Consider the following 23,672-nt stretch of genomic DNA (forward strand, 5'->3'; position numbering starts at 1 on the left):
CACTACTAAGCTTTTTCAATTGGCGCAAAGGCAGCCAAAAGACGTTTTACTCCTTGACTTGGGAAAGCCACATCTAGTTCTAGATCCTTCGACGTCCCACTTACTCGGACGACTGTTCCTAGTCCCCATTTTTTATGTTTGACTTTATCTCCAGGTTTCCAGCTGTTCTTTTCCCCTCCAGTGGCACTTTTAGAGGAAACAACCGCTGTCTCTGGCTGTTTATAGCTATATGCTGCTGTTTTTTTAGCGAATACAGGTGTTTTTTTAGGCGTAGGACGCATGCCCTCGATTTCTAGCAATTCTTGATCGATTTCTTCTACAAAACGAGAAGGTCGGTTATATTGCGTCCGTCCATATAATGTTCTGGAGAAAGCATTGGTTAAATACAACGCTTCTTCTGCTCGCGTGATTCCCACATAAGCGAGACGACGTTCTTCTTCCAGTTCGCTTTCTTCCATCAATGCTCGAGATAAAGGAAAAACACCTTCTTCTAGACCAATCAGGAATACAACTGGAAATTCTAATCCTTTGGCTGCATGCAATGTCATCAATGTCACTTGCGAAGCGTCTTCTTCTAAATTGTCAATGTCAGAAACAAGTGCCAGATCGTTCAAGAAGACCGTTAGTTTTTCTTCTGGTGCATCAGCATCTTCTTCATTTTGCTGTTCGAACTGCTTATCGAATTCTTGTGTGACCGTTAAAAATTCCTCCAAGTTTTCGATGCGCGCTTGTGCTTCTAATGTATTTTGGATTTTTAAATCTTCCAGGTAACCGCTACGATCCAAAACCTCTTTCGTCAATTCTGTCACTGTCAAGTATGGGATCATCTGCGTGACTTCTTGAATCATCTCTCCAAATGCACCTAATTGCTGGCCTGCTTTTCCACCGATATTTGCCAGATCCACATTTTGGGCTGCTTCAAGCAGCGGCCATTCATGGAGAGAAGCAAAACTGCGTAGTTTTTCGATAGATCCTGGTCCGATGCCTCGTTTGGGCGAATTAACGATACGCTCAAAACTGATTGAGTCTTGAGGATTTGCCAGCACATTTAAATACGCTAAAATATCTTTGATTTCTTTACGATCGTAGAATTTGTGCCCTCCAACCATTTTATAAGGAATATTTGCTTTCAACAGGGTTTCTTCCATTACACGAGATTGTGCGTTCGTCCGGTACAAAATGGCAAAGTCGCCGTAATTCCTATGATTGCTTCGAATCTCTTCTTGCATCCGGTCTACGATAAAACGAGTTTCGTCTCGTTCATTATCTGCACGATAGTAAGTGATCTTGTTTCCTTCTTTGTTTTCTGTCCACAAGTTTTTTGGTTTTCGATTGCTATTGTTTTCAATGACTTGGTTTGCCGCGCTAAGAATGTTTTTCGTGGAGCGATAGTTTTGTTCCAGTAAAATCACTGCAGCATCTGGATAATCTTTTTCGAAATCCAAGATGTTCTGCATATCTGCACCGCGCCAGCCGTAGATACTTTGATCTGCATCTCCCACTACGCATAGATTTCTAAATCTACCTGCCAATAAATTGACCAACGTATACTGTGCGTGGTTTGTATCTTGATACTCATCTACATGAATATAATGGAATTTGTTTTGGTAATATGTGAGTGAATCAGGATGTTCTTCGAATAACCGGATCGTATTCATGATCAGGTCGTCAAAGTCCATACATTGATTGTATTGAAGCTCTTTTTGGTAAGCAGCATAACATTTTGCCGCAATCTCTTCGTAATAACTACCTTGCATTTTTGCAAAATCCTGAGGGGTCTGCAAGCTATTTTTTGCTTGGGAGATTGTTCCTAATATGCTGCGAGGATCATATTTTTTCGGGTCAATGTTCAGTTCTTTCAGTATCCGTTTCATCAAGGTCAGCTGTTCAGAAGAGTCGATGATCGTAAAGTTCCGGTTATACCCGATAAAATCAACATCTCTTCTTAAAATACGCACACACATTGAATGAAAAGTCGATACCCAGACATCTTCGCCTCCAGATGCGAGAATCGCATTGACACGTTCTTTCATTTCTTTTGCAGCTTTATTGGTAAAAGTAATCGCTAGGATGTTCCAAGGATTGACTTCTTTTTCCTCAATCAAATAGGCAATACGATGCGTCAACACTCTCGTCTTTCCACTTCCCGCACCTGCCATCAGCAATAATGGTCCGTCAGTGTGAAGAACAGCTTCTTTCTGACGGGGGTTCATCCCGTTTAATAATTCAGCTTTGGATGACATTAACAACATCCTTTCTTTTATCAATCTTGTTAATTATAGCATTTTCTTGGCTTTCATTAAACTAGCTAATTCAAAATCATTTGTTTCTTTTTATGGATTTCTCCTTGTCAATTCGTTGATTTCGCGCTAAATTAAAAGAAAGCGAGGCGTTTGAATGGAAAAAAAAGGAAAAATCAAGAAATTAGATAAAACTCAGATATATTTTATTCTAAAAGGAATATTCGTTGGACTACTGACAGGAATCGTGGTTAGCCTGTTTCGTTTATCAATCGAAAAGTTAGGCGATTTTGTTCGAAGTATCTATGAAATAAGTCGGGAACAGCCGATTTACTTAGTTGGCATGGCTATTTGCTGCATCCTTGCAGCATTTTTTGTGGGTTATCTGGTCAAAAATGAACCGGATATCAAAGGAAGCGGGATTCCACAAGTAGAAGGACAGCTTCGAGGGGAATTATCAATGAACTGGTTCTCTGTTTTATGGAAAAAGTTCATTGGTGGTGTACTTTCAGTTGGCGCAGGACTTTTTCTAGGTCGAGAAGGCCCTTCTATACAGCTTGGCGCAGCTATCGGACAAGGAGCTGGACAATTGTTTCGGAGTCCATCTTCAGAAGAAAAGATTTTGATTTCTAGCGGAGCAAGTAGCGGACTTGCAGCAGCATTCAATGCTCCTATCGCAGGATTACTCTTTGTTTTAGAAGAAATCCATCACTCCTTCTCTCCTCTTGTTTGGCTGACATCTTTTGCTGCGGCCATCACGGCTAACTTTGTCTCTCTTTATTTTTTTGGCTTAAGACCAGTTTTATATCTAGGGGATCTTCCTTCTTTGCCGTTGAAATATTATGGTTCTTTGGTGGTATTAGGCGTACTTCTAGGCGTCTTAGGTTTTATTTATCAAAAGGTCCTGCTGGCATTGCCAAAATTTTACAACCGATTGCCTTTACCAGCTTATTTTCATGGATTCGTTCCTTTCTTGCTGATTTTGCCGATTGGTTATTTATGGCCTAGTACGCTAGGCGGAGGCAATCAAATCGTTTTAGCTTTTGGACATGCTTCATTGCCAATCATTATGATTATCGGTTTGTTTGTTCTTCGATTCGTTTTTTCCATGATTTCTTATGGTGGTGGTCTTCCAGGAGGGATTTTCCTTCCGATATTGACATTGGGTGCTTTAATCGGTAGCTTTTATGGAAACATCATGGTTGATTTCGGGATGGATCCAATCTACATCAAGGATTTCGTCGTGATTGCCATGGCTGGTTATTTCACAGCAATTGGGAAAGCACCGCTGACAGCAATTATTTTAGTGACAGAAATGGTTGGCTCTCTCAATCATCTGATGCCTTTAGGGTTGGCTGCTCTTGTTGCTTATATCGTCAATGATCTTCTCGGAGGGAATCCGATCTACGAATCATTGTTGGAACGTTTACTTGGAAATAATCAGACCGCCGCTCTTAAAGGTGCCAGGACAACTTTTGATTTTCCAGTAACGGCAGAGAGTTCTTTAGACGGATTAATGGTGCGGGACTTCAATTGGCCTAAAAATATGCTGCTAATCTCTATACGCAGAGGAAATCAGGAAATCTTGACTCACGGTGATACGATCATGAATGTAGGAGATATTTTGGTAATCTTGACTGATGAAGCAAACTTACCAAGAATCAAGCAAGAAATCGAGGCAAAATCTTCGATCACAAATTTGAAGCAATCATTTTAACGAACCGGGAAGAACTATTTTATGGCACAACAACTATTCATCTATACTACTTTGACTCTACAAAAAAAGAAGAGGCTGGATTTCCCCAGTCTCTTCTTTTTATTTCTATGCTTCTGCTACTGCAGGAGCTTTTCTCAATAAACCATAAATCACACCAGAGACGACTGCTCCGATAGCAATAAACACCAAATACATGATTGGGTGACTCAGTAAGAATACAACAAAAATTCCGCCATGAGGAGCCAGTAATTTGATTCCGAAAGCACCGACTAATCCGCCAGTTAAAGCAGAACCAATAATAAAACTTGGAATGGCACGAATCGGGTCAGCTGCTGCAAATGGAATCGATCCTTCCGTGACAAACGAAAGTCCCATCACGATGTTCGTCAAACCAGCATCTTGATCTGTTTTGCTGAATTTATTTTTGAACAAACGTGTAGCAACGAAAATCGCCAATGGAGGGACCATCCCTCCAGCCATAACAGAAGCCATCACAACACTTCCGCCAGTGGCAACAGTCGTAGCTAAAGTTGCTGTACCAAATACATAAGCGGCTTTGTTGATTGGACCGCCTAAATCTGCCGCCATCATTCCAGCTAATAATGCACCAAGTAAAGCAGCATTCGAACCACTCATACTTGTCAAGAAACCATTCAATGCATCATTGATTGCTTTCATAGGGACATTGACCAGCAACATCAGGAAACCAGTAATCAGTAAGCCAAACACTGGATAAAAGAGGATCGTTTTGATTCCATCCAATGATTTTGGTAAGTTCTTGAATAATTTACGTAAAAATACGATGACATAACCAGCCAAGAATCCACCAATCAGTGCGCCTAAGAATCCTGCGCCACCTGTATTAGCTAATGCACCAGCAGCAAATCCAACAATCAAACCAGGGCGGTCGCCGATACTTGAAGCAATAAATCCAGCTAATACCGGTAACATGAACCCAAATGCAGCTTGTCCGATTTGGTTGAACCAGCTAGCAGCTTGATTGTAGTTCCCCAGATTCGATAACTGGTCATGCGGCACGCCAATAAATTGGTCAATCATGAAAGAAAGAGCAATAGCGATTCCTCCACCAATAACGAATGGTAACATGTGTGATACGCCATTCATCAAATCTTTATAGATTCTTTGTCCGACAGTACCATCCGCGTTTCCTTCTTCTGAACTATTTTCTTTTCCGTCACCATGGAATACTGGTGCAGTACCACTAAGGGCTAGATTGATCAACTCTTCTGGTTTACGGATACCATCACTGACTGGACGATTGATCAATTCTTTTCCGTCAAAACGGTTCATCTCTACTTTTTTGTCTGCTGCAACGATCACGCCTTCTGCACGAGCGATGTCTTCAGCAGTCAAACGGTTTTTGATCCCTTCTGAACCGTTCGTTTCGACTTTGATCTCCACTCCCATTTCTTTCGCTTTTTTCTTCAAAGCATCTTCTGCCATGTAAGTATGAGCGATTCCTGTTGGGCAAGCTGTAACGGCAACAACGAATTTTCTTTCTGGATGAGCAGAAGCTTCAGCAACTTGTGTTTCTTGTTCTGCTTTTTCTTCTGCTTCTTTTTGCTCTTCAGCTGTTTGGAACAAGTCTTGGACTTCTTCTGGTGTACTTGCTTCTTTTAATTTCGCTACAAAATCTGCATCAATCAGCAATCGAGATAGTGCTGCTAATGCTTGCAAGTGTGTGTCGTTCGCGCCCTCTGGAGCTGCGATCATGAAAAACAGATAAGTTGGCTGTCCGTCTAATGCTTCATAATCTACACCTTTTTGGCTTTTTGCAAATAAAACTGTTGCTTCTTTGACTGCACTATTTTTCGCGTGAGGCATGGCGATTCCGTCACCAAGACCTGTAGAGGTTTGTGCTTCACGAGCTAGAATTCCTTCTTTATATGTGTCGATATCGGAAATCCGGCCGGCATCAAACATTTTTTGGACCATTTCATCGATCGCGCCTTTTTTATCAGTCGCTTGCAAATCCATGATCATTGCTTCTTTGACCATTAAATCCTTGATATTCATGATTATCCTCCTTGAAACTAATCAATTTTTGTGATTTCAACTTCTGGCAATAACTCATCAATCAGTTCGCGAGCTGCCAAGTCATCAGAAAAAGCCGTTGCGCTTCCACAAGCAACTCCCCATTTAAAGGCTTCGATCGGATCTTTTGTCCGACTGTAAGCACCAATAAAACCGGCGATCATTGAATCCCCTGCACCTACTGAATTTTTCAATGGGCGAACCAATACATTCGTTTTATAAGTTCCTTGTTCTGTAAAGAGCAAAGCGCCGTCTCCAGCCATTGAGATCAGCACATTCTGTGCCCCTTCAGCTAGTAATTTTTTTCCATACGGAATGATTTCTTCTACAGATTGGAAGGTTGTATTGTAAAGCTCAGCTAATTCGTGATTGTTTGGTTTGATCAACAACGGTTTCTTAACAAGTGCATTTTTTAGATCATCACCTGTTGTATCGATTACGAAATCTGCACCTTTTTCTCGAATGATATCAATCAGTTCTTGATAAAATCCTTTTCGTAGGCTGGCTGGCGCGCTTCCTGACAATACGACGATATCTCCTTGTTCTACTGTCCCTAGCGCTTGCTTCAATTCATTGATTTCTTCGTCTGAAATAGCTGGACCTAAACCGTTAATTTCAGTTTCAGTATCTGATTTTAGTTTGATATTGATTCTTGTATCTTCTTGCACGTGTGTGAACAAAGAGTTGATTTGTTCTTTTTCAAGCCACTTCGAAATAAATTCGCCAGTGAATCCTCCTAAAAACCCTAGTGCTGTAGATTGAGAATCAATCCGTTTCAAAATACGGGAAACATTGATCCCTTTTCCTCCAGGCAATTTGAAGTCTTCTTTCATCCGGTTCAAATCACCTAGTTTTAACCCATCTACGCGTACAATATAATCAATTGATGGATTAAGTGTTACTGTGTAAATCATTGTATTGCCTCCTTAATTGTTGTCTTTTCACGGAATTCATTGATGAATTCTAATGGACAACGCTCGGTTATGATCGTGGCTGCTTCCAAAGGTGCAACAGAGGTGAAAGACAACTGGCTGAATTTAGTATGATCAATCAATACAAAGGTCTCTTCAGAATTTTTCATGGCTAAACGTTTAACAGCTGCTTCTTCTGGATCCGGAGTCGTGAATCCTTGCTCGATATGCGCACCGTTCATTCCCATAAACGCTTTATTGAAATGAAAATGTTTTAGTTGTTCTATCGCATTAGATCCTAAAACAGCATTGGTTGACAGCTTGATCGTTCCACCTAAAATGATCGTAGCAAGCTCCAAATCAACTAAATTTGCCGCATGTTGAACGGAATTTGTCACCACTGTGATTTGTTTTCCTTGTAAAAAAGGGATCATTTCTAAAGTAGTAGAGCCAGCGTCTAAATAGATGACATCTTCGTCATTAATGGTTTCAGCTGCCAATTTGGCAATCTGCTGTTTTTCATGAACGTTTTTGAGTGATTTTTCACTCATATTCTGCTCAAAATTCAATAATTGCTCTTTCTTAGCGCCGCCATGGACTCTTTCTAGAAAACCACCATTCTCCAACTCTTGCAAATCACGCCTTATCGTTGATTCTGAAGCATTCAAAAGGTTTACAAGGTCTTGTGATTTCACGATTTTCTGCTGTTCAAGCAAGTCTAGTATTTTTTGTCTGCGTTCCTCTGTAAGCATTTTCACGATCACCTCAATACAAATAATAGCATATTTTTTTTAGACTCGCAATACAAATCAGTCAAAATCGTTCACAAAAATTATAAATCGGTCAAAAAAATAAAAAACCAGTCTTTTTTTGACTGGTTTCCTACTTTATTTGACTATTATCAAACTGTTTTATCGTTTGTTATTTACGCTTCTTGTTTTTTTCATATAAACAGAAGCAGGTTTTCTTTCCTTATGAAGAAGGTAATAATAAAGTCCCATCCCACCAAACATGACCAAGAAACCGATGACTGATCGAATAGGAAAATTAGGAACAAAAAAGAGACAGACGGATAATAATGATGCTGGAACCATTATTCGATAATAAAGTTGTTTATCCATTTTCTTCACCTCATATTTTTTGTAAAGTAATCAATTGTTCTAATTCGCGATAATCTAAAAACTGCACACGCAGATGCTTCTCGCCTTTCTTGACATCAAATTGGACACTTCGCCGTTTTTTCTTTATTCGTTTGAAGGCAATATCAGTGAGTCTGTGTTTGATTTCCTTTAACGGTAAATCCGGCAGTGCTTCAGAAGGAACATAGATTCTTAATGATAAAAGATAATCTTGATATTTCTCATCTGTTACCTCTATTTCTAGATATTCCCTGATGTAATAACAATACGCTTCGATTCCATTGTCCAAAGCAACAGTCGGATCGATGATCTTATAGCACATCATTCGCGCGCGATTCTCGTCAACCCAAGGAAAATACGCCTGGGCATTCAGTGTTCCGCGAACACGTCTTTCTTTATAATTTCCTCCTTGAATATCATAACTTTTCGTTACAAAGAACGAGGCATTTTTTTTGGGAACAGGTTGCATCTGCGCATTTTGATACTGGACAGATTGAATCGTATGATCAGTATAAATGTATTCAACAAATGGTGGTTTCAGCAATCCCACGCCGTTATCCCAAGCAAGGTGGTCAAACCCAAGCTGGTCTCTAAAATAGGATTGGAATAGCTGATTGTTTGTTTTTTGCCAATTGAATGGGTCTCGATAAAGCTGGATATATATGACTTCGTTATCTAATTCTTTCACTTTTTCTACTTGTTGTGTATCGAGAAAAATCGGTTTGGGGATGATCTGATGGTAATAGTGACTGTAATACATTTCCCAACATGAGGTAAAACATAAGCCTTGATAAAAAAGATCGTAGCCTGGAAATTGATTGCAATCCACTACTACGTCGCCATTTTTCTGTTTCATTTTAGGTAAACGCTCGATTTCATCCATCGTCTCAAACAGCAGCCGCTGGGGAATCTGTTTTGTATTGTGATAGATAAACTCGCTATAAGCTCTCATATAAGCAAACACACCATGGGCAATCATTTTTTTCTGAATGAAATCTCGAATCAAAAACTGGTTTTCTTTGAAAACAGGGATAGCCAATACATTTTTTATCAACAATTGATTGCCTTCCAAACGAAAACTACACTCGTTCTCGTCATTCCCTACAACTAACCAGCTTTCGTCTCTTACCGATGCGAGCATTATTTTTTCTTGCAGTTTCCTAAGATCATACGGCTCCGCTTGTTGAGCGAAAGAGCGGATAAATGTTGGCTGGATCAACAGACGTGTCAAAACAGCCCAATCGCTTATTTCCTGTTTTTTTTCTTCCTCATTTAAGTCTGTGAGCTGGATAGTCATTAATAATTTATCTTCACCAATCATTTTCTCACCTCTTTCAAATCTTTTTATAATTTAATTATAACGAATGATAAAGAAAAACTAAAACTTTTTGTCTTAGAAACCAATTTTAGGTATTACATGGTAAACTAAGTAAAAAAGGAACAAAGAGGTGTTCGCGATGGGATTGAAATTTGAACGTACAGACAATTTAGATAAACTTTTCGAATCATTTGCTGTCGATCCGGAAAAAACAGTTGCGCCAAAAGAAGAAATCGATCGGTTTCTAAAACCGCAGCCACAAAACGAAAAGAAAAAAGACAAGAAACAAAAGTAAGATAAGTTCTGCAAAAAAAGACTTACTAGCCAAACTTTTATGGAAGAGTTTGGCTAGTAAGTCTTTTTTATTCTTTTTATGATTCGATTGCTTGTTCTATTGCTGCCCATGCTTCTTCTTTCCCTTGTTTTGTAACGGAAGAAAAAAGAATAAATGTGTCATTACGATCAAAATCCAATGCTTTTTTGATCTCGCTTTCGTGCTTGTTCCATTTACCGCGAGGAATCTTATCTGCCTTAGTAGCAACAACGATCACAGGGATATCATAATACTTCAAAAATTGATACATCTGGATATCTTCTTGAGAAGGCTTATGGCGCAGATCTACTAAAGAAACGACCGCACGTAGTTGTTCTCTGGTCGTTAAATATGTCTCGATCATCTTTCCCCATTTTGCTCGTTCAGTTTTGGATACTTTTGCATACCCGTATCCTGGAACATCGACAAAATGCAACGCATTCTCGATCAAATAAAAATTCAAGGTCTGGGTCTTTCCAGGCTTACCGGAAGTACGTGCTAAATTCTTTCGATCAATCAACGTGTTGATAAAAGAAGATTTCCCTACATTTGATCGCCCTGCCAGAGCTATTTCCGGCAATTGTGTCTCTGGATATTGTTTTGGTGCCACTGCACTTATGATGATTTCAGCTTGATGGACTTTCATGGTCTCTCTCCTTAAAAAGGTGATGAATAAAGCAAGCGGCTGTCGTAAAAGCCAAAATGACTTTTACGGCAGCCTCTTCTCATCAACCCGCTTTTTTCTCTGAATCTTTATAGATCACTGTTGGCTCACCAGACAATTCAGCTGCTTCTTTGGTGATAATCACTTTTTCGATGTTTTCATTTGAAGGGATATCAAACATCACATCCATCATGATTTCTTCGATGATAGAACGAAGACCTCGAGCACCAGTGTTGCGTTCGATTGCTTTTTTCGCAATAGCTCTCAATGCTTCAGGTTCAAATTCAAGTTCGGTATCATCTAGAGAAAGAAGTTTTTGATATTGTTTGACTAACGCATTTTTTGGCTCAGTCAAGATCCGTACCAGATCATCTGTTGTCAATTTCTCTAAAGCTGCCATAACAGGTAATCGTCCGATAAACTCAGGAATCAATCCGAATTTCAGCAAATCTTCAGGAATGATATGCTGCATGACGCTTTCGTCTTCAGAAAGTTTTTGGTTTTGCGTACCAAATCCAATCGTTTTTTCGCCCATGCGGTTCTTCACGATTGTTTCGATACCATCAAACGCCCCACCTACGATGAACAAGATATTCGTCGTATCGATCTGGATAAATTCTTGATGTGGATGTTTACGTCCTCCCTGAGGCGGAACACTTGCAACAGTTCCTTCTAGAATCTTCAGCAAGGCTTGTTGGACACCTTCACCGGAAACATCACGAGTGATGGATACATTTTCGCTTTTACGTGCGATTTTATCGATCTCATCAATATAGATGATCCCTTTTTCTGCACGTTCCACATTGTAATCAGCAGACTGGAGCAATTTAAGTAAAATGTTTTCTACATCTTCACCCACATAACCAGCTTCTGTCAAACTTGTCGCATCTGCGATTGCAAAAGGTACATTCAACGTTTTTGCTAATGTTTGTGCCAAAAATGTTTTCCCTGACCCTGTAGGTCCGATCAAGCAGATATTGCTTTTTTGTAGTTCAACATCATCTGTGTTCTCTTGTGCTTGCTGATTGACACGTTTGTAGTGATTGTATACAGCGACAGCTAACGAGCGTTTTGCGCGATCTTGTCCAATCACGTAGTTATTCAATACTTCAAGAATTTCTAGTGGTTTAGGGACTTCAGTGAATTCGCGTACAGCTTCTTCATAAAATTCTTCATCAATGATTTCTTTACATAGGTCGATACATTCATTACAGATGTAGACCCCTGGACCAGCTACGATTTTTTTCACTTCTTCTTGGGTTTTCCCACAAAAAGAACAGCGTACGGTCTCATTGCTACTTGGATTGTCATACATGGTCTTCACCCCTTAACTTGCAAAAAGTATGCAAGAAACTATCAGAGACTTTACAGTCTTTTACTATCATAACATAGTTTAGTAAAAAGAAAAAGTGTTTAACAAAGGATCGATTGACCTATATCTTTGTATATTTTCACGCTTAACAAAAAATAAGGGACTGTGACAACAAACATGTCACAGTCCCTTATTTCATGACCTCTATTACTTACTTTCTATTCTTTTGCTTCTGTCGCTGTACCTGTGATCAATTCGATTGCTTTTTTCATTGTCACATCATGTTCCAGCATATCTTCTGTCAACACGCGTTTGATTTGTTCGATTGGCATGTTGTATGTTTCTGATAATTCTTGGATTTCTGCATTGATTTCTTCTTCTGTTGCTTGAAGATTTTCAGCAGCTGCAATTGCTTCGATCACAAGATTTGTTCTTGTGCGCATTTCTGCTTCACCTTCGAATTGTTTATGCAAGTCTTCTTCTGTAGAACCAGTTAATTGATAGTACATTTCAGGAGAGATACCTTGACGTTGCATGTTGTTCAAGAATTCGTCCATTGAACGATGTACTTCATCATGAACCATCACGTGTGGCAATTCAACGATTTCTGCGTTTTCAACAGCCATACGGATTGCTGCTTCATCTTTTGCATCGTCCGCTGCTTTTTCTTTTGTTTCTACTAATTCTTTGCGATATTTTTCTTTCAATTCGTCTAATGTTGATACTTCGTCATCCACATCTTTTGCGAATTCGTCATCTAATTCAGGCACTTCTTTTGCTTTTACTTCATGGATTGTCACTTTGAAGACTGCTTCTTTTCCAGCAAGATCTTCTGCTTGATAATCTTCTGGGAAAGTTACATTTACATCTAGACTTTCACCTGATTTATGACCAACTAATTGATCTTCAAATCCTGGAATGAATGAACCTGAACCTAATTCAAGTGAGTAATTTTCTCCTTTTCCGCCATCAAACGCTTCGCCATCTACAAAGCCTTCGAAGTCGATTACTACTGTATCGCCATTTTCAGCTGCAGCATCTTCTTTGATAACTAATTCAGCTTGTGCTTCTTGTTCACGTTTGATACGTGCATCCACGTCAGCATCTGTTACTTCACGGTCTTGTTTTTCAACAACTAGATCTTTATATTGACCTAATTTTACTTCTGGTTTCACTGTTACTTCAGCATTGATTACCCAGTCTTGACCTTTTTCCATGCTTTCAACATCGATTTTTGGTTGAGAAACAGGGTCGATGCCAGCTTCTTTGACAGCAGCTTCATAAGCTTCTGGTAATACAGCATTCAATGCATCTTCATATAAAGCTTCTTCACCGTACATACGGTTGAATACTTGACGAGAAACTTTCCCTTTACGGAATCCAGGTACGTTCAAGCTTTTTTTCACTTTATTAAACGCAGTTGTTAATCCTTTTTGGATTTCGTCTTGCGCAATCGTAAATTTTAAAACACCATCATTCGTGCCTTTTTTTTCAAATGTTGCAGTCATTTAATTCCCTCCGAGTTTAGAAATTCATTTTATACATCAAAAACGTTTCATGCATACCTTTAAATAGTACACTAACCCTTTCAAATTGTAAACATATTGAATGGGTAGAATCCTTGTTTTTCATAACATTTTTATCTTTTTCACTGATAAAATCTAATGGAAGAAGATCATTTGCTGCAAAATTTTCTCTCGTTTTTTAAAAAAATCTTGTTTTTCATCTTCCGTACCATCATACATCGTTTTTCCTGTGCATGCCTCTACAGTCAGTTGAAACCAACGCCTCGGGTCTTCAATGTATGTATCATAGACAGGATAAACGATTGCAGATTGCAACGTAAATTCTTCTTTCAACACCGAACTAAGTAGCGCATCTTCATTCCCATAGTGGTCTGATAACACACACAATTGTCGATAACTTGACTGTTGCTGTGGCTTAGGCAAATCTTTGGGTATGACTTTGACTAGTTTTTCTTCAATCGTCAAATAGAAAACAGGGTTGCATTCATTCAATTGCCTGAGTGTCTCCAGCAATTTTGCCCTCGCTAAAATATGGACCTCTGGTAATACAATCAGTTTACTCGCTGTTTGGATAAACTCATGGTAAGGAAGCTGTTCGATCTCCTCGATAGACGACAGCTGACGTGCTGGTTCCAATGAAGGAAGTTCCTCCGATTTTTTATGAAGTGCCTTGACTTTTTGCCTCTCCATTTGTCCGGACAATTCTTCTGCAAATTGGATTTTTTCAATGATACGCTGCTCAAAAGATTCATAAAAATCTGTACTTGCTATCAATTTTCTAGCATATAAAAAATCTTGTGCGCTGATTAACAAGTCAAAATAAAATTCAGCAAACTCCTCGTTTTGAAGATACTGTTTTTCATGTAAGAGTGCTTGTTTCAACGCTTCTTTTTTCTCGTCTAACTCATAAAGACAAAAAACAAGCAGGCTGTTAGCCTCAAAGCTTTCTTTCAACTCGTAAGCACGTTGAAATAGTTCTTTTGCCTGCTGATATTGCTGGTTTGCTAGTGCTTGTTGGGCCACTCGCATTAAATTCTCATATTTTTCTGGAAAATCAATCGGCTTCACGCAGTGTCCTCCTCTTGCTTATGTTCAGCTCATGTTCAATAGTAGCAAAACAAAAAAAGCATGACAATCAAAAATAATCGAAGCATCCTCTAAAAGCTAGATTTTTAATCTGACTTTTAGAAGATGCTTCAAACTACTGTTTTTTATAGATCATCAGCTGTTAACTTCTTGGTTGAATGCTTTGATCAGATTAATCGTAACGACACTTGTATTAGTGAAAAGATCTCCCAGATGCTGCTTTTTCTGATTAAAGATTGCTGGAAGATACCCTAACATCAGCAAAGGAAACTTTAGAATGAACCGACAAGCACCTTCTCTAACTAAAACAGTTGACCAGCTAAGTTCTTCTTCACCAAAACTGATGACTCGAATACCGAAGATCATTTTCCCAATCGTTTGGCCATGATTGAGTTTCGTCAATAAAACAAAATACGCTAAATAAATGAGTAATGCTGTGAATCCATAGAGACTCAAATACGAATCTGAAAAATTCAGCCAACCTAGATTTTTGGCAATACCAAGTGTTAAACGTGTAATAGCTCCGATACACAAAAGATCGATCAAGAAGGCAAACATTCGGATCAAAAAACCTGCATAGAAATAATGAGGAAAATCATTTGCTTTTGGTGGTTCATTTTTTGTGTCAGTATACTTTTTCCATTTCCGTTGTTTCTTTTTGATTTCTTCTGACGTCATCGGTTCTCTTTCAAAAGAGCTCAGCACCTTTTGGGAAAAGCTTGGATCAGGTCCCACAGCAGGCTGCTGTTGCCTCTCTCTTCCTTGTTCCTTATTTTCGTTTGGAAGTTCCGTCATGCTTACTCACCTCCGTAATAATACATTGCTTTTGGTGATTCTGCAGTTCCGAGATTCTCAAGTATTGATAGGATCTGACTAGTTTCAGAAGATTTCAATCCTTGGAACTCTGCCAGTTTGCTCCCTAACCATGTGCTGGCAAATCCAGATGATGCGGAGGAATATTCTACTAATTCAGCATCTTCAAGCTTTTGTTCCTTTCGCATAGCTTGTAAGGCGTCTTCAGGGAATCCCAATTCATCGACTAAACCTACTTCTTTTGCTTGGACACCATCATAAATCCTTCCATCTGCTATTTTTTTGACTGCTTCTTCAGATTTATTTCGTCCCTCGCTAACGATTCTTACAAATCGTTGATACGCACTATCAATATACGCTTGAAGCACTGCTTCCTCTTCTTTTGTCTCTGGGCGTGTTCCTGAACCCATATCTTTCAATGCGCCACTTTTCACTGTTGTGTCTTCCACACCCAGTTTTTCTAAAAGGCCTGAATAATTCAATCCTGACATGATCACACCAATTGAACCGGTCACTGTTTCTTCGGTTGCAAAGATTTTATCTGCTTGAGCAGAAATATAGTAACCACCGCTAGCTGCCATGTTTTTCATACTGACATACATCGGGATATCATGTTCTTTACGGATCGTATCTAATTTCTTAGCGATTTCCGCACTTTCATAGACACCGCCGCCAGGAGAGTTTACTTCTAAAAAGATTCCTTTGACTGTTGGATCTTCTTCCACAGCTTTCAGTTGTTCCATGAAATTTTCATGGTTATAGCCTTCAGAAGCAAATAAACCAGAAGATCCTCCTGCAGCAATCGTACCATCTACTGTTAGTTTTACGATTTTTTGCGTACTGTCTCCCTCTTCCAACACATTTGGTACTAACTCTTCATCCCCGTATAACCAACTGTTCAACCCTTCGACTTGATTGTTTTCCTGAGGCTTAGTCAAACTCGCCGAAACTAACGAAACCACAAATAATCCCGCAGCAATCAGAACTGCTGCCCAACGTTTTTTATTCATTCTTTCTCCTTTCTAATACAAGTTTTTTATGACGATTACAGTTTCTGACTGCTCGGAAGCGTCGAACCGCTCTGCTTTTTCTTCACGCGCATACCCGGAAAATGATTCTTTTGTCCATTCATCTTCTACCGTAAACTCTCGCGCTTGGACAACTTCCAAGGCATCAGGTGCGATTTCCTGGATGCTATCCCAACCAGTATCTAAAAATATTTTTGTATCATCTGATACACCAGCTGATGCTTCAAATTCGGACAATTGTTTTTTTAACATTCCAAGTGTCATGATTTCAATTTTTGAATCCATTTTTCTCCTCCTTCATCCTATTACTTTCTATTGTACCGAACTCCTGAAAAAGATGATAGATAAAAACCGATTATTTTTTGACACAAAACGCACATCCAAAAAGCAATTCGATATATACCAATTTATTTTTATTCTTTTTTTGTTGACAAAAACATTCGCAAAAGGGTATGATTTTAAATGTTTCCAGATAAAAAACAAAAAAGGAGAATAGTTATACCTTTTAGGATAGCGCCTGGTCTGTGTAAACAGATGACGAGGAGAGGGTTTATCGAAAGATTCGGCGGATGACCCTAGGGACTGCACTCTACAGAAGATCCACAAAAAGTATCTGCAAAGATAAAACAAAAGGATTTTCCTGCAGCTGGAAGCATTCATACGAATTCATTATAGAAAGTAGGATGTTTTTTATGTGCGGAATTGTTGGAATGATTGGATTAAAAAATGTAACACCAGGATTGATTGGCGGGCTAGAAAAATTGGAATACCGCGGTTATGATTCAGCTGGCATCTTTGTCTCAGATGGCACGACAGATCATTTAGTCAAAGCACAAGGCAGAATCCAAAATTTAAAAGATAGAATAACTTCTGATACTACAGGAAATATAGGCATCGGCCATACACGTTGGGCAACCCACGGACAACCATCTGAGGAAAATGCCCATCCACATACTTCACAAAGCGGACGTTTCGTGCTCGTCCATAATGGCGTGATCGAAAACTTCGAAGAACTTAAAAATGCTTATTTAACAGATGATCACTTTATCGGTGAGACAGATACTGAGATTATCGCTCATCTGATTGAAACTTTTGCGAAGGATATGACGGCAAAAGAGGCATTTTTAAAAGCTTTGCGCGTCATCAAAGGTTCTTATGCTTTTGCTTTGATTGATCGTACAACACCTGATGTGATTTATGTAGCAAAAAACAAAAGCCCATTGTTAGTCGGACTTGGTGATGGATTCAATGTGATTGCCAGCGATGCAATGGCTATGCTTGCTCATACGAAGAAATTCGTCGAGGTCGAAGATGAAGAGATGGTTACCGTTACATCAGACAAAATTATTATCCAAAATTTTGCGGGCGACATTATGGAACGTTCTTCATTTGAAGCGCAAGTAGATGCTTCAGATATCGAGAAAGGCACCTATCCTTTTTATATGCTGAAAGAAATCGACGAACAGCCTATTATCATGCGCCGTATTGCTCAAAAATACGTAACAGAAGACAATCGGGTCCCTCTTGATCCAAAACTGATCGATACATTATCTGACAGCGATCGAATCTACATCGTTGCTTGCGGAACTAGTTACCATGCGGGATTAGCTGGTAAACAGACTTTGGAAGAATTGACACAGATTCCTGTCGAGGTTCATTTAGCTAGTGAATTCGGCTATAACACACCTCTTCTTTCAAAAAAACCATTCTTTATTTTCTTGAGTCAAAGTGGCGAAACAGCGGACAGTCGGCAAGTGCTGGTAAAAATCAACCGTCTTGGCTATCCTTCACTTACGATTACAAATGTTGCTGGCTCTACTCTTTCGCGAGAAGCGTCCTTCACCCTATTGTTGCATGCCGGACCTGAGATTGCAGTAGCATCAACGAAAGCTTATACTGCACAAATAGCAGTACTGACTTTATTAGCCAAAGCTATCGGTGACAAAAAAGAAGTAGAAACTTCTCTTTCGTTCGATATCACTCATGAATTGAGTTTAGTCGCAAATGCGATGGAATCGGTCATTGCCCAGAAAGATTATTTAGAGGAGCTGGCTGCAGAATACCTCAGTGACACAAGAAATGCTTTTTATATCGGACGCGGGGCAGACTACAACGTTTCTCTTGAAGCCGCTTTGAAATTGAAAGAAATCAGTTATATCCAGGCAGAAGGTTTTGCTGCTGGTGAATTGAAACACGGAACAATTGCTTTGATTGAAGAAGGAACACCCGTGATCGGAATCATCAGTGAAGAAGTGACTGGCGCGCATACTCGAGGTAATCTGAAAGAAGTCGAAAGCCGTGGTGCTAAAACATTAGTTATCGTCTCAGAAGGATTAGAAAAGGAAAATGACCAATTAGTACTGCCAGCAGTCCACCCTTATCTGTCTACTCTTGCCACAGTCGTACCGACTCAATTACTTGCCTATTACGCTACACTGTTACGAGGGTTTGACGTTGACAAGCCACGTAATCTGGCGAAATCAGTGACAGTTGAGTAACGTTTCTGTACGGGAAATCATTTGATTTTTGCAGTCTTTTGTAAAAAAATAAAAGCATAGTATGTACCGAACACCAAAAAATTTGATTTTTAGTGTTCGGTATTTTTACTTTATTTCCCGTTTACTTTTTAAAACCTCGTTTCAATAAATCGTTCACTTTCTCTGTCTATAATATTGGAGTTCCTTTAATAATTTGGCTTTTAATTCCGTTTCTTCAACTACTTCAAGTAAATCAAACCCTTTTTGCATTAATTTTGTATCGTTTTGGCAGTACCCCAATCTTACGAAGATCGTGCCTAGAAAATCAGCTCGTTTTGCTCGTTTCGCAATATCTTTTGCTAGATTCAACATGTATCGGCCATCTTCTACAAGATTTTTTTGTATATATATTTGAGAGATATTCATCAAAAGTGTCAGCCTTACTGTATCGACAACATCCAATCGATTATATCTATCAAGCGTAGCTAATAGAATCGGATACATTATTTCTAACGTGCTGATTTCTAGATGAAATGAAATGATCGCAAATATTTGAATATCTCTTAATGTCCACACCTCTATTTTTGAAAGCCGCTGCCAAATCGGAGTCACCAACCCTTTGAATTCTGTTTTATCAAAGTCTATAGGATCAGCAGATAAATACAAGCGTAAAATCAACAGGATTTCTTCTATTTTTTTATCTGAACAAGTAGATGTAAATTCTAAACATCGTCTATACAACTTTCTTATCTGTGCACTTTCTGTATTTGAAATAATAGAATAAAAATCCTCAATAAGCCTTGTACGATTATCTCTATTCTCTATATTTGCCAAATATCTAAATTCATCTAAAGATACATCTATCCTCTCTAATAAATAACAAGCATTTTCAAACCTTGGCTCCGTCTCATTTTTTTCAATCCGCGAAAGAGTTGTCCTATCTAAAAAATCATTACAAACTTCTTTTTGAGTCATTCCTTTCCCTTTCCTTATATATCGATACATTTCGCCAAACCTCAATTTTTTCTCCCTCCAAAATTTTTGTGAGCTTATGCAACAAATCTACCAAAAACAATTCGATGATTATAAAATATAAGGGTAACAAAGAAACTATTATACTCATATTATAACAAAAACAAAATGGAGGTTGTCCTATGATAAGAAAAATGCTTATTATTTTTGTCACTACAATTGTTGTTTCCTCACTCGTCCTGACTTCTACTGCAATCGTCTCCCTTGCTTCTGAATTAGATACTACCACTATCAAGCCTGATGTTTACAAAAATGATAGTTATAAAGAAATGGAAAAAGAAATGGCATCCATTGCGTTCAAAAGATCATTGGAAACCATTACCCGAACAAACAACATTGAACAGGCAAAAGCATTTGCAGAATATTTTCTTAAAAAATATGAAGGCGCAGAAATGAGGACTAGTGGTTATGGCGAACGTATCCAAAACGGGGGTTGGAATATTTTTTATCAAACAGCTGCCGGTAAGCAAGCAGTTCGTACTGCTTACAATATTTTATTCGTTCAAAGCAGTGCTGGCGTCGCACTTTCCGGAATACTTGCTGCCATTACTAAAGCTACTTTACTAGGGGTGGGTGTTGCTATTGCGGCTCTGTTATCCGGCATGGTATTGAATACGATAGCATCAAGAAGCAGATTTTGTCGTGATAGAATAGATGCTAACGGCAATAGAGGGACTGGTAGAATAACCTTGACTGAAGCACGCTGGAGTTCTACCTATGATTTTCGATGGTAACAAAATTAACGCTCTTACGCTGGTCTATTCTCTTTTTTGATAGTATAGTTGCTTCTCTTGTTTTGTACTTCCTTATTGCGGACGGGCAAAACTATTATTACGTCTATCTATTGGCTCAAATTCCTAGTTATATTATTCTTGATCATATCCACAAAAAAATAGGATTAAAAGCAGATAGAGCGCCCAAACGTGCTATTTTACTAGTGATGTTGATTTTTTTCATCTCTTACATTGGTATAATATTTCTTACACAATATGTTTTTAAATAAAAGAAAAAGCAAAGACCAGCGACGAATAACCGTCACTGGTCTTTGTTTTTTGTCTTATATTTTAGGTTCTTAATCTAGACCAATTTCTTCTTTGACTACTGCCGCGATTTTATCGACATAGTAATTGACTTTCTCATCGGTAGGCGCTTCTGCCATCACACGAAGTAATGGTTCTGTGCCGGAAGGACGAACTAGGATTCTACCTTCTGATCCCATTTCAGCTTCTGCTTCTTCGATCACTTTTTTAATTGCTGGAACATCCATCGCACCATTTTTATCACTTACGCGGATATTCACTAATTTTTGCGGATAAATCGTTACCTCTGCTGCAAGCTCAGATAATTTTTTACCCGTCTGTTTCATAATATTCAACAACTGAATTCCTGAAAGCATCCCATCACCAGTTGTGTTGAAATCTAAGAAAATCATGTGTCCAGACTGCTCGCCACCAAAATTATAATCGTTTTTGCGCATTTCTTCTACAACATAACGATCACCGACTTGTGTAACGACATCTTTCAGACCGATTCCTTCTACCGCTTTGTGAAAGCCTAAGTTGCTCATCACAGTTGTAACGATAGTGTCTTTTTTCAAGCGATTTTTTTCAGCTAAGTATTTAGCACAGATAAACATGATTTTATCACCATCGACGATATTCCCAAGTTCATCTACCGCGATGATGCGATCGCCATCGCCATCGAAAGCTAGACCAGCGTCTGCTCCTTTTTCAACGACCATCTCAGCTAAACGTTCTGGATGTGTAGAACCTACCCCATCATTGATGTTTAAACCATCTGGATTTGTGCCCATTGTATAGAAGTCTGTTTCAAGATCAGCGAACAAACGATTGACACTTGTTGAAGTTGCTCCGTTTGCTGCATCGACACAAATCGTCAAACCGGAAAGATCGCCATTGATCGTTTGTACAAGGAATTGAGAATATTTTAATAAACCTTCTGGAAATTCTTCTACAGTTCCCAAACCATCAGCTGATGGACGAGGCAATTCATCTACTTCTGCATCCAATAACGCTTCGATTTCTAGTTCTTGATCATCTACTAATTTAAAACCGTCTGCACCAAAAAATTTGATTCCATTATCCTGCGCTGGATTGTGAGAAGCAGAGATCATGACTCCTGCACTTGCTTTTTGTAATCGTGTCAGATAAGCAACACCTGGCGTAGAAATCACACCTAGTTGGAACACTTCGATACCCACCGATAAAAGTCCTGAAATCAGCGCTTCTTCTAACATTTGACCTGAGATTCTTGTATCCCGCCCCACTAGTACGCGTGGGCGTTTTCCTTCTTCTTCATGCTGGCTTAGGACATAACCTCCGCATCGTCCCAGCTTAAATGCAAGTTCTGGCGTAAGTTCCTTGTTGGCTTCACCGCGGACGCCGTCTGTTCCAAAATATTTACCCATAGTTGTAAAATTACTCCTTTAACTTAATTTTCCGAGGAATTTGTTCTGCTCATTTGTGTTGATTCGCTTGTTTGTGACGTTTCTTCTGTACTTGTGGATGAACTGCTTGTTGCAGATCCCGAACTAGAAGAAATGGTCGTTGTTGATGGTACCGTCGCTGAATCAGCAGACGAAGTGCTTGTACTTGTATTTGTATCTTCTTGTGTCCGACTGCTCGTCGAAGCGGAACTGCTGCTTGACGTTTGCATTACGGGTGTAATCTCCACACTGACTGATTTAGGTTTGATACTTAGTCCTTCTTCTACTGGTATTTCGATTTTACGAGTTGTTCGATGACTGATTCCTGAGACATTGATCGGTACAGCGATACTGTCGCCGATTGATGCAAGCAAATCGCTCGATCCGCTTACTTCTGCTTCCAAGTCTGAAAAACTGAAATCATAGCTTTCAACCCCAGCAGCCGGTGTTCCTTGTTGCGTCCCATAAAGTCGTACCGTTTTGCTTGGTTTGATTGCATCAGCTTTCACAGTTACTTGCACTGGATCGGAAATGATACTTAATATTTCTCCTGCTGCATTCAGCGCTTGTATCGGCACTTTACTATTGATGCCATCATCCGTGACCATCGAAGCATCCACATCAGCTACTACTCGTTTGATTTCGGCCAACGTTTTGTCACCTGTAGTGATAGAGACTTTTTTAGGACTAACGGAAGTATCATCTAGTTCATATCCAGATGGTGTGATCGTTGAAGGGATCAATGTTTCCACATCGAAATCTTTTGTCACCTTTTTCTCAACCGTTACTGTAATAGTCGATGGTTCCATCTTTGCTGTGACAGCACTGCTCAAGTTCTGAATTTTCAGCGGAACTTCATGTGTTCCTTCGCCAAGCTTAGTGATATCTGCAGTGATGCGAAACATCCGTGTATCTTCGTTTGCTTCTGCATTCAACTGGACTCGGTTTGCACTGGAAAGTTTGACCGTCACTGTGTTTTCATATCCATGGATATAATAGCGTTGCGAATCATAAGAAATTTTGATTGGCACACCAGTGACTGTTTGATTATACGCTTCATTTCCAGAAAGCGTGTTTTGAACGGACTGTCCATTTGCATTGAAGTACAGTGCAATACTGAACAGCAATGCAATAAAACTGTAAAGAATACTTGTCCGTTTCTCTTTTGAGATCATTTGCGATCCCCTCCCTTAGTCATACCGTCTAGGAAAGATTGAATCACGTTTTTCTTATTTTTTGTTTTCTCTTCAGCAATTAGTTCTCTACGCAAGATTGCCAAATATTCTTGCTGGGATAAGCCAGCCATCAGTTCATTATCTAACGTGATGCTGACGTCCCCGGTTTCTTCAGAGACAACGATGGTGATCGCGTCGCTGACTTCGCTTATACCGACAGCTGCCCGGTGTCGAGTCCCGAATTCTTTAGGAATCAACATACTTTCTGATAGAGGAAGATAGGCGCTTGCTACTGCGATCTTTCCTTCTTTTACAATAACTGCACCATCATGCAGCGGTGTATTAGGAATAAAGATATTGATCAGCAGCTCCCCAGTGATATCTGCATCTAAAGCAATCCCTGTCTCAATATACTCATCT

General features: G+C 39.3%; 21 protein-coding genes. 4 read left to right on the forward strand and 17 right to left on the reverse strand.

The window, feature by feature from the left end; all coding sequences use genetic code 11:
* Nucleotides 1-5: 5 nt before the first annotated feature.
* Nucleotides 6-2,243, reverse strand: coding sequence for a DNA helicase PcrA (pcrA, locus tag HMPREF2988_RS04195; RefSeq protein ID WP_002335752.1), 2,238 nt, complete (start codon nucleotides 2,241-2,243; stop codon nucleotides 6-8).
* A gap of 154 nt (nucleotides 2,244-2,397) precedes the next feature.
* On the opposite strand from pcrA, the gene HMPREF2988_RS04200 reads away from it, so the two are divergent.
* Nucleotides 2,398-3,957 (forward strand): ClC family H(+)/Cl(-) exchange transporter, encoded by a 1,560-nt coding sequence (locus HMPREF2988_RS04200; protein WP_002340759.1) that lies wholly within the window; start codon nucleotides 2,398-2,400, stop codon nucleotides 3,955-3,957.
* Between the two features lie 105 nt (nucleotides 3,958-4,062).
* On the opposite strand, the gene HMPREF2988_RS04205 is transcribed toward HMPREF2988_RS04200, so the two are convergent.
* The 5 genes from HMPREF2988_RS04205 to HMPREF2988_RS04225 all read right to left on the reverse strand — a co-directional run bounded on the left by HMPREF2988_RS04205 (nucleotide 4,063) and on the right by HMPREF2988_RS04225 (nucleotide 9,383).
* Complete coding sequence (locus tag HMPREF2988_RS04205) at nucleotides 4,063-5,994, reverse strand: PTS fructose transporter subunit IIABC (protein ID WP_070770041.1); 1,932 nt, start codon at nucleotides 5,992-5,994, stop codon at nucleotides 4,063-4,065.
* A 17-nt stretch (nucleotides 5,995-6,011) separates the two neighbouring features.
* On the reverse strand, nucleotides 6,012-6,926 hold the full coding sequence (gene pfkB, locus HMPREF2988_RS04210) for a 1-phosphofructokinase (RefSeq protein WP_002297537.1): 915 nt from the start codon (nucleotides 6,924-6,926) through the stop codon (nucleotides 6,012-6,014).
* A complete protein-coding gene (locus HMPREF2988_RS04215; protein ID WP_002297539.1) occupies nucleotides 6,923-7,675 on the reverse strand; it encodes a DeoR/GlpR family DNA-binding transcription regulator in 753 nt (250 codons plus the stop codon). Before HMPREF2988_RS04215 ends, pfkB begins: the two co-directional genes overlap by 4 nt.
* 159 nt (nucleotides 7,676-7,834) lie before the next feature.
* A complete protein-coding gene (locus HMPREF2988_RS04220) occupies nucleotides 7,835-8,044 on the reverse strand; it encodes a hypothetical protein (RefSeq protein WP_070770042.1) in 210 nt (69 codons plus the stop codon).
* A gap of 10 nt (nucleotides 8,045-8,054) precedes the next feature.
* On the reverse strand, nucleotides 8,055-9,383 hold the full coding sequence (locus HMPREF2988_RS04225; RefSeq protein ID WP_002314850.1) for a hypothetical protein: 1,329 nt from the start codon (nucleotides 9,381-9,383) through the stop codon (nucleotides 8,055-8,057).
* 136 nt (nucleotides 9,384-9,519) lie between these two features.
* Between HMPREF2988_RS04225 and HMPREF2988_RS13740 the strand changes: the two genes are divergently transcribed.
* Nucleotides 9,520-9,675: an SPJ_0845 family protein gene (locus tag HMPREF2988_RS13740; RefSeq protein WP_002288488.1), complete on the forward strand. Its 156-nt coding sequence runs from the start codon at nucleotides 9,520-9,522 to the stop codon at nucleotides 9,673-9,675.
* A gap of 76 nt (nucleotides 9,676-9,751) precedes the next feature.
* On the opposite strand, the gene yihA is transcribed toward HMPREF2988_RS13740, so the two are convergent.
* The 7 genes from yihA to HMPREF2988_RS04265 form a co-directional block, all read right to left on the reverse strand.
* Nucleotides 9,752-10,339 (reverse strand): ribosome biogenesis GTP-binding protein YihA/YsxC, encoded by a 588-nt coding sequence (gene yihA / locus HMPREF2988_RS04235; RefSeq protein ID WP_002297545.1) that lies wholly within the window; start codon nucleotides 10,337-10,339, stop codon nucleotides 9,752-9,754.
* A gap of 82 nt (nucleotides 10,340-10,421) precedes the next feature.
* Entirely contained in the window at nucleotides 10,422-11,672 is a 1,251-nt protein-coding gene (clpX, locus tag HMPREF2988_RS04240; protein ID WP_002292068.1) for an ATP-dependent Clp protease ATP-binding subunit ClpX, read from the reverse strand.
* A 215-nt stretch (nucleotides 11,673-11,887) separates the two neighbouring features.
* On the reverse strand, nucleotides 11,888-13,177 hold the full coding sequence (gene tig / locus HMPREF2988_RS04245) for a trigger factor (RefSeq protein ID WP_070770043.1): 1,290 nt from the start codon (nucleotides 13,175-13,177) through the stop codon (nucleotides 11,888-11,890).
* A 153-nt stretch (nucleotides 13,178-13,330) separates the two neighbouring features.
* Nucleotides 13,331-14,263 carry a hypothetical protein gene (locus tag HMPREF2988_RS04250; RefSeq protein ID WP_070770044.1) on the reverse strand — a complete coding sequence of 311 codons (933 nt, stop codon included), beginning with the start codon at nucleotides 14,261-14,263 and terminating at the stop codon, nucleotides 13,331-13,333.
* Nucleotides 14,264-14,416: 153 nt separating this feature from the next.
* Nucleotides 14,417-15,076, reverse strand: a complete 660-nt coding sequence (locus HMPREF2988_RS04255) for an RDD family protein (RefSeq protein WP_070770045.1) — start codon at nucleotides 15,074-15,076, stop codon at nucleotides 14,417-14,419.
* 2 nt (nucleotides 15,077-15,078) lie between these two features.
* Nucleotides 15,079-16,104, reverse strand: coding sequence for a signal peptide peptidase SppA (sppA, locus tag HMPREF2988_RS04260; protein WP_002314847.1), 1,026 nt, complete (start codon nucleotides 16,102-16,104; stop codon nucleotides 15,079-15,081).
* A 12-nt stretch (nucleotides 16,105-16,116) separates the two neighbouring features.
* Nucleotides 16,117-16,407, reverse strand: a complete 291-nt coding sequence (locus tag HMPREF2988_RS04265; protein WP_002297551.1) for a hypothetical protein — start codon at nucleotides 16,405-16,407, stop codon at nucleotides 16,117-16,119.
* Between the two features lie 407 nt (nucleotides 16,408-16,814).
* Here HMPREF2988_RS04265 and glmS point away from each other — a divergent pair, with 407 nt between their 5' ends.
* The gene (gene glmS, locus HMPREF2988_RS04270; RefSeq protein ID WP_070770046.1) at nucleotides 16,815-18,620 is read left to right on the forward strand and encodes a glutamine--fructose-6-phosphate transaminase (isomerizing); all 1,806 of its coding nucleotides are present in this window, start codon (nucleotides 16,815-16,817) and stop codon (nucleotides 18,618-18,620) included.
* A gap of 153 nt (nucleotides 18,621-18,773) precedes the next feature.
* Here the strand turns inward: glmS and HMPREF2988_RS04275 are convergent, their stop codons facing one another.
* Complete coding sequence (locus HMPREF2988_RS04275) at nucleotides 18,774-19,604, reverse strand: helix-turn-helix domain-containing protein (protein ID WP_070770110.1); 831 nt, start codon at nucleotides 19,602-19,604, stop codon at nucleotides 18,774-18,776.
* 149 nt (nucleotides 19,605-19,753) lie between these two features.
* Between HMPREF2988_RS04275 and HMPREF2988_RS13610 the strand changes: the two genes are divergently transcribed.
* Nucleotides 19,754-20,365, forward strand: a complete 612-nt coding sequence (locus tag HMPREF2988_RS13610) for a hypothetical protein (protein ID WP_002400282.1) — start codon at nucleotides 19,754-19,756, stop codon at nucleotides 20,363-20,365.
* 338 nt (nucleotides 20,366-20,703) lie between these two features.
* Here the strand turns inward: HMPREF2988_RS13610 and glmM are convergent, their stop codons facing one another.
* The 3 genes from glmM to HMPREF2988_RS04300 all read right to left on the reverse strand — a co-directional run.
* Nucleotides 20,704-22,059 carry a phosphoglucosamine mutase gene (glmM, locus tag HMPREF2988_RS04290; protein ID WP_002292085.1) on the reverse strand — a complete coding sequence of 452 codons (1,356 nt, stop codon included), beginning with the start codon at nucleotides 22,057-22,059 and terminating at the stop codon, nucleotides 20,704-20,706.
* A gap of 23 nt (nucleotides 22,060-22,082) precedes the next feature.
* Nucleotides 22,083-23,252 (reverse strand): CdaR family protein, encoded by a 1,170-nt coding sequence (locus tag HMPREF2988_RS04295; RefSeq protein ID WP_024634879.1) that lies wholly within the window; start codon nucleotides 23,250-23,252, stop codon nucleotides 22,083-22,085.
* On the reverse strand, nucleotides 23,249-23,672 hold a 424-nt coding region (locus tag HMPREF2988_RS04300; RefSeq protein WP_176745197.1), incomplete at its 5' end, for a diadenylate cyclase. The genes HMPREF2988_RS04300 and HMPREF2988_RS04295, both read right to left, overlap by 4 nt.

The sequence above is a fragment of the Enterococcus sp. HMSC061C05 genome (assembly GCF_001814765.1).
Lineage (GTDB): Bacteria > Bacillota > Bacilli > Lactobacillales > Enterococcaceae > Enterococcus_B > Enterococcus_B lactis.

Coding starts and splice junctions, on each gene's coding strand:
- HMPREF2988_RS04275 (WP_070770110.1), bottom strand. CDS start 19,604: ATGTATCGATATATAAGGAAAGGGAAAGGAATGACTCAAAAAGAAGTT.
- HMPREF2988_RS04225 (WP_002314850.1), bottom strand. CDS start 9,383: ATGATTGGTGAAGATAAATTATTAATGACTATCCAGCTCACAGACTTA.
- yihA (WP_002297545.1), bottom strand. CDS start 10,339: ATGAAAGTCCATCAAGCTGAAATCATCATAAGTGCAGTGGCACCAAAA.
- glmS (WP_070770046.1), top strand. CDS start 16,815: ATGTGCGGAATTGTTGGAATGATTGGATTAAAAAATGTAACACCAGGA.
- HMPREF2988_RS04255 (WP_070770045.1), bottom strand. CDS start 15,076: ATGACGGAACTTCCAAACGAAAATAAGGAACAAGGAAGAGAGAGGCAA.
- glmM (WP_002292085.1), bottom strand. CDS start 22,059: ATGGGTAAATATTTTGGAACAGACGGCGTCCGCGGTGAAGCCAACAAG.
- clpX (WP_002292068.1), bottom strand. CDS start 11,672: ATGTATGACAATCCAAGTAGCAATGAGACCGTACGCTGTTCTTTTTGT.
- HMPREF2988_RS13610 (WP_002400282.1), top strand. CDS start 19,754: ATGATAAGAAAAATGCTTATTATTTTTGTCACTACAATTGTTGTTTCC.
- tig (WP_070770043.1), bottom strand. CDS start 13,177: ATGACTGCAACATTTGAAAAAAAAGGCACGAATGATGGTGTTTTAAAA.
- HMPREF2988_RS13740 (WP_002288488.1), top strand. CDS start 9,520: ATGGGATTGAAATTTGAACGTACAGACAATTTAGATAAACTTTTCGAA.
- pcrA (WP_002335752.1), bottom strand. CDS start 2,243: ATGTCATCCAAAGCTGAATTATTAAACGGGATGAACCCCCGTCAGAAA.
- HMPREF2988_RS04295 (WP_024634879.1), bottom strand. CDS start 23,252: ATGATCTCAAAAGAGAAACGGACAAGTATTCTTTACAGTTTTATTGCA.
- pfkB (WP_002297537.1), bottom strand. CDS start 6,926: ATGATTTACACAGTAACACTTAATCCATCAATTGATTATATTGTACGC.
- sppA (WP_002314847.1), bottom strand. CDS start 16,104: ATGAATAAAAAACGTTGGGCAGCAGTTCTGATTGCTGCGGGATTATTT.
- HMPREF2988_RS04205 (WP_070770041.1), bottom strand. CDS start 5,994: ATGAATATCAAGGATTTAATGGTCAAAGAAGCAATGATCATGGATTTG.
- HMPREF2988_RS04265 (WP_002297551.1), bottom strand. CDS start 16,407: ATGGATTCAAAAATTGAAATCATGACACTTGGAATGTTAAAAAAACAA.
- HMPREF2988_RS04215 (WP_002297539.1), bottom strand. CDS start 7,675: ATGCTTACAGAGGAACGCAGACAAAAAATACTAGACTTGCTTGAACAG.
- HMPREF2988_RS04200 (WP_002340759.1), top strand. CDS start 2,398: ATGGAAAAAAAAGGAAAAATCAAGAAATTAGATAAAACTCAGATATAT.
- HMPREF2988_RS04220 (WP_070770042.1), bottom strand. CDS start 8,044: ATGGATAAACAACTTTATTATCGAATAATGGTTCCAGCATCATTATTA.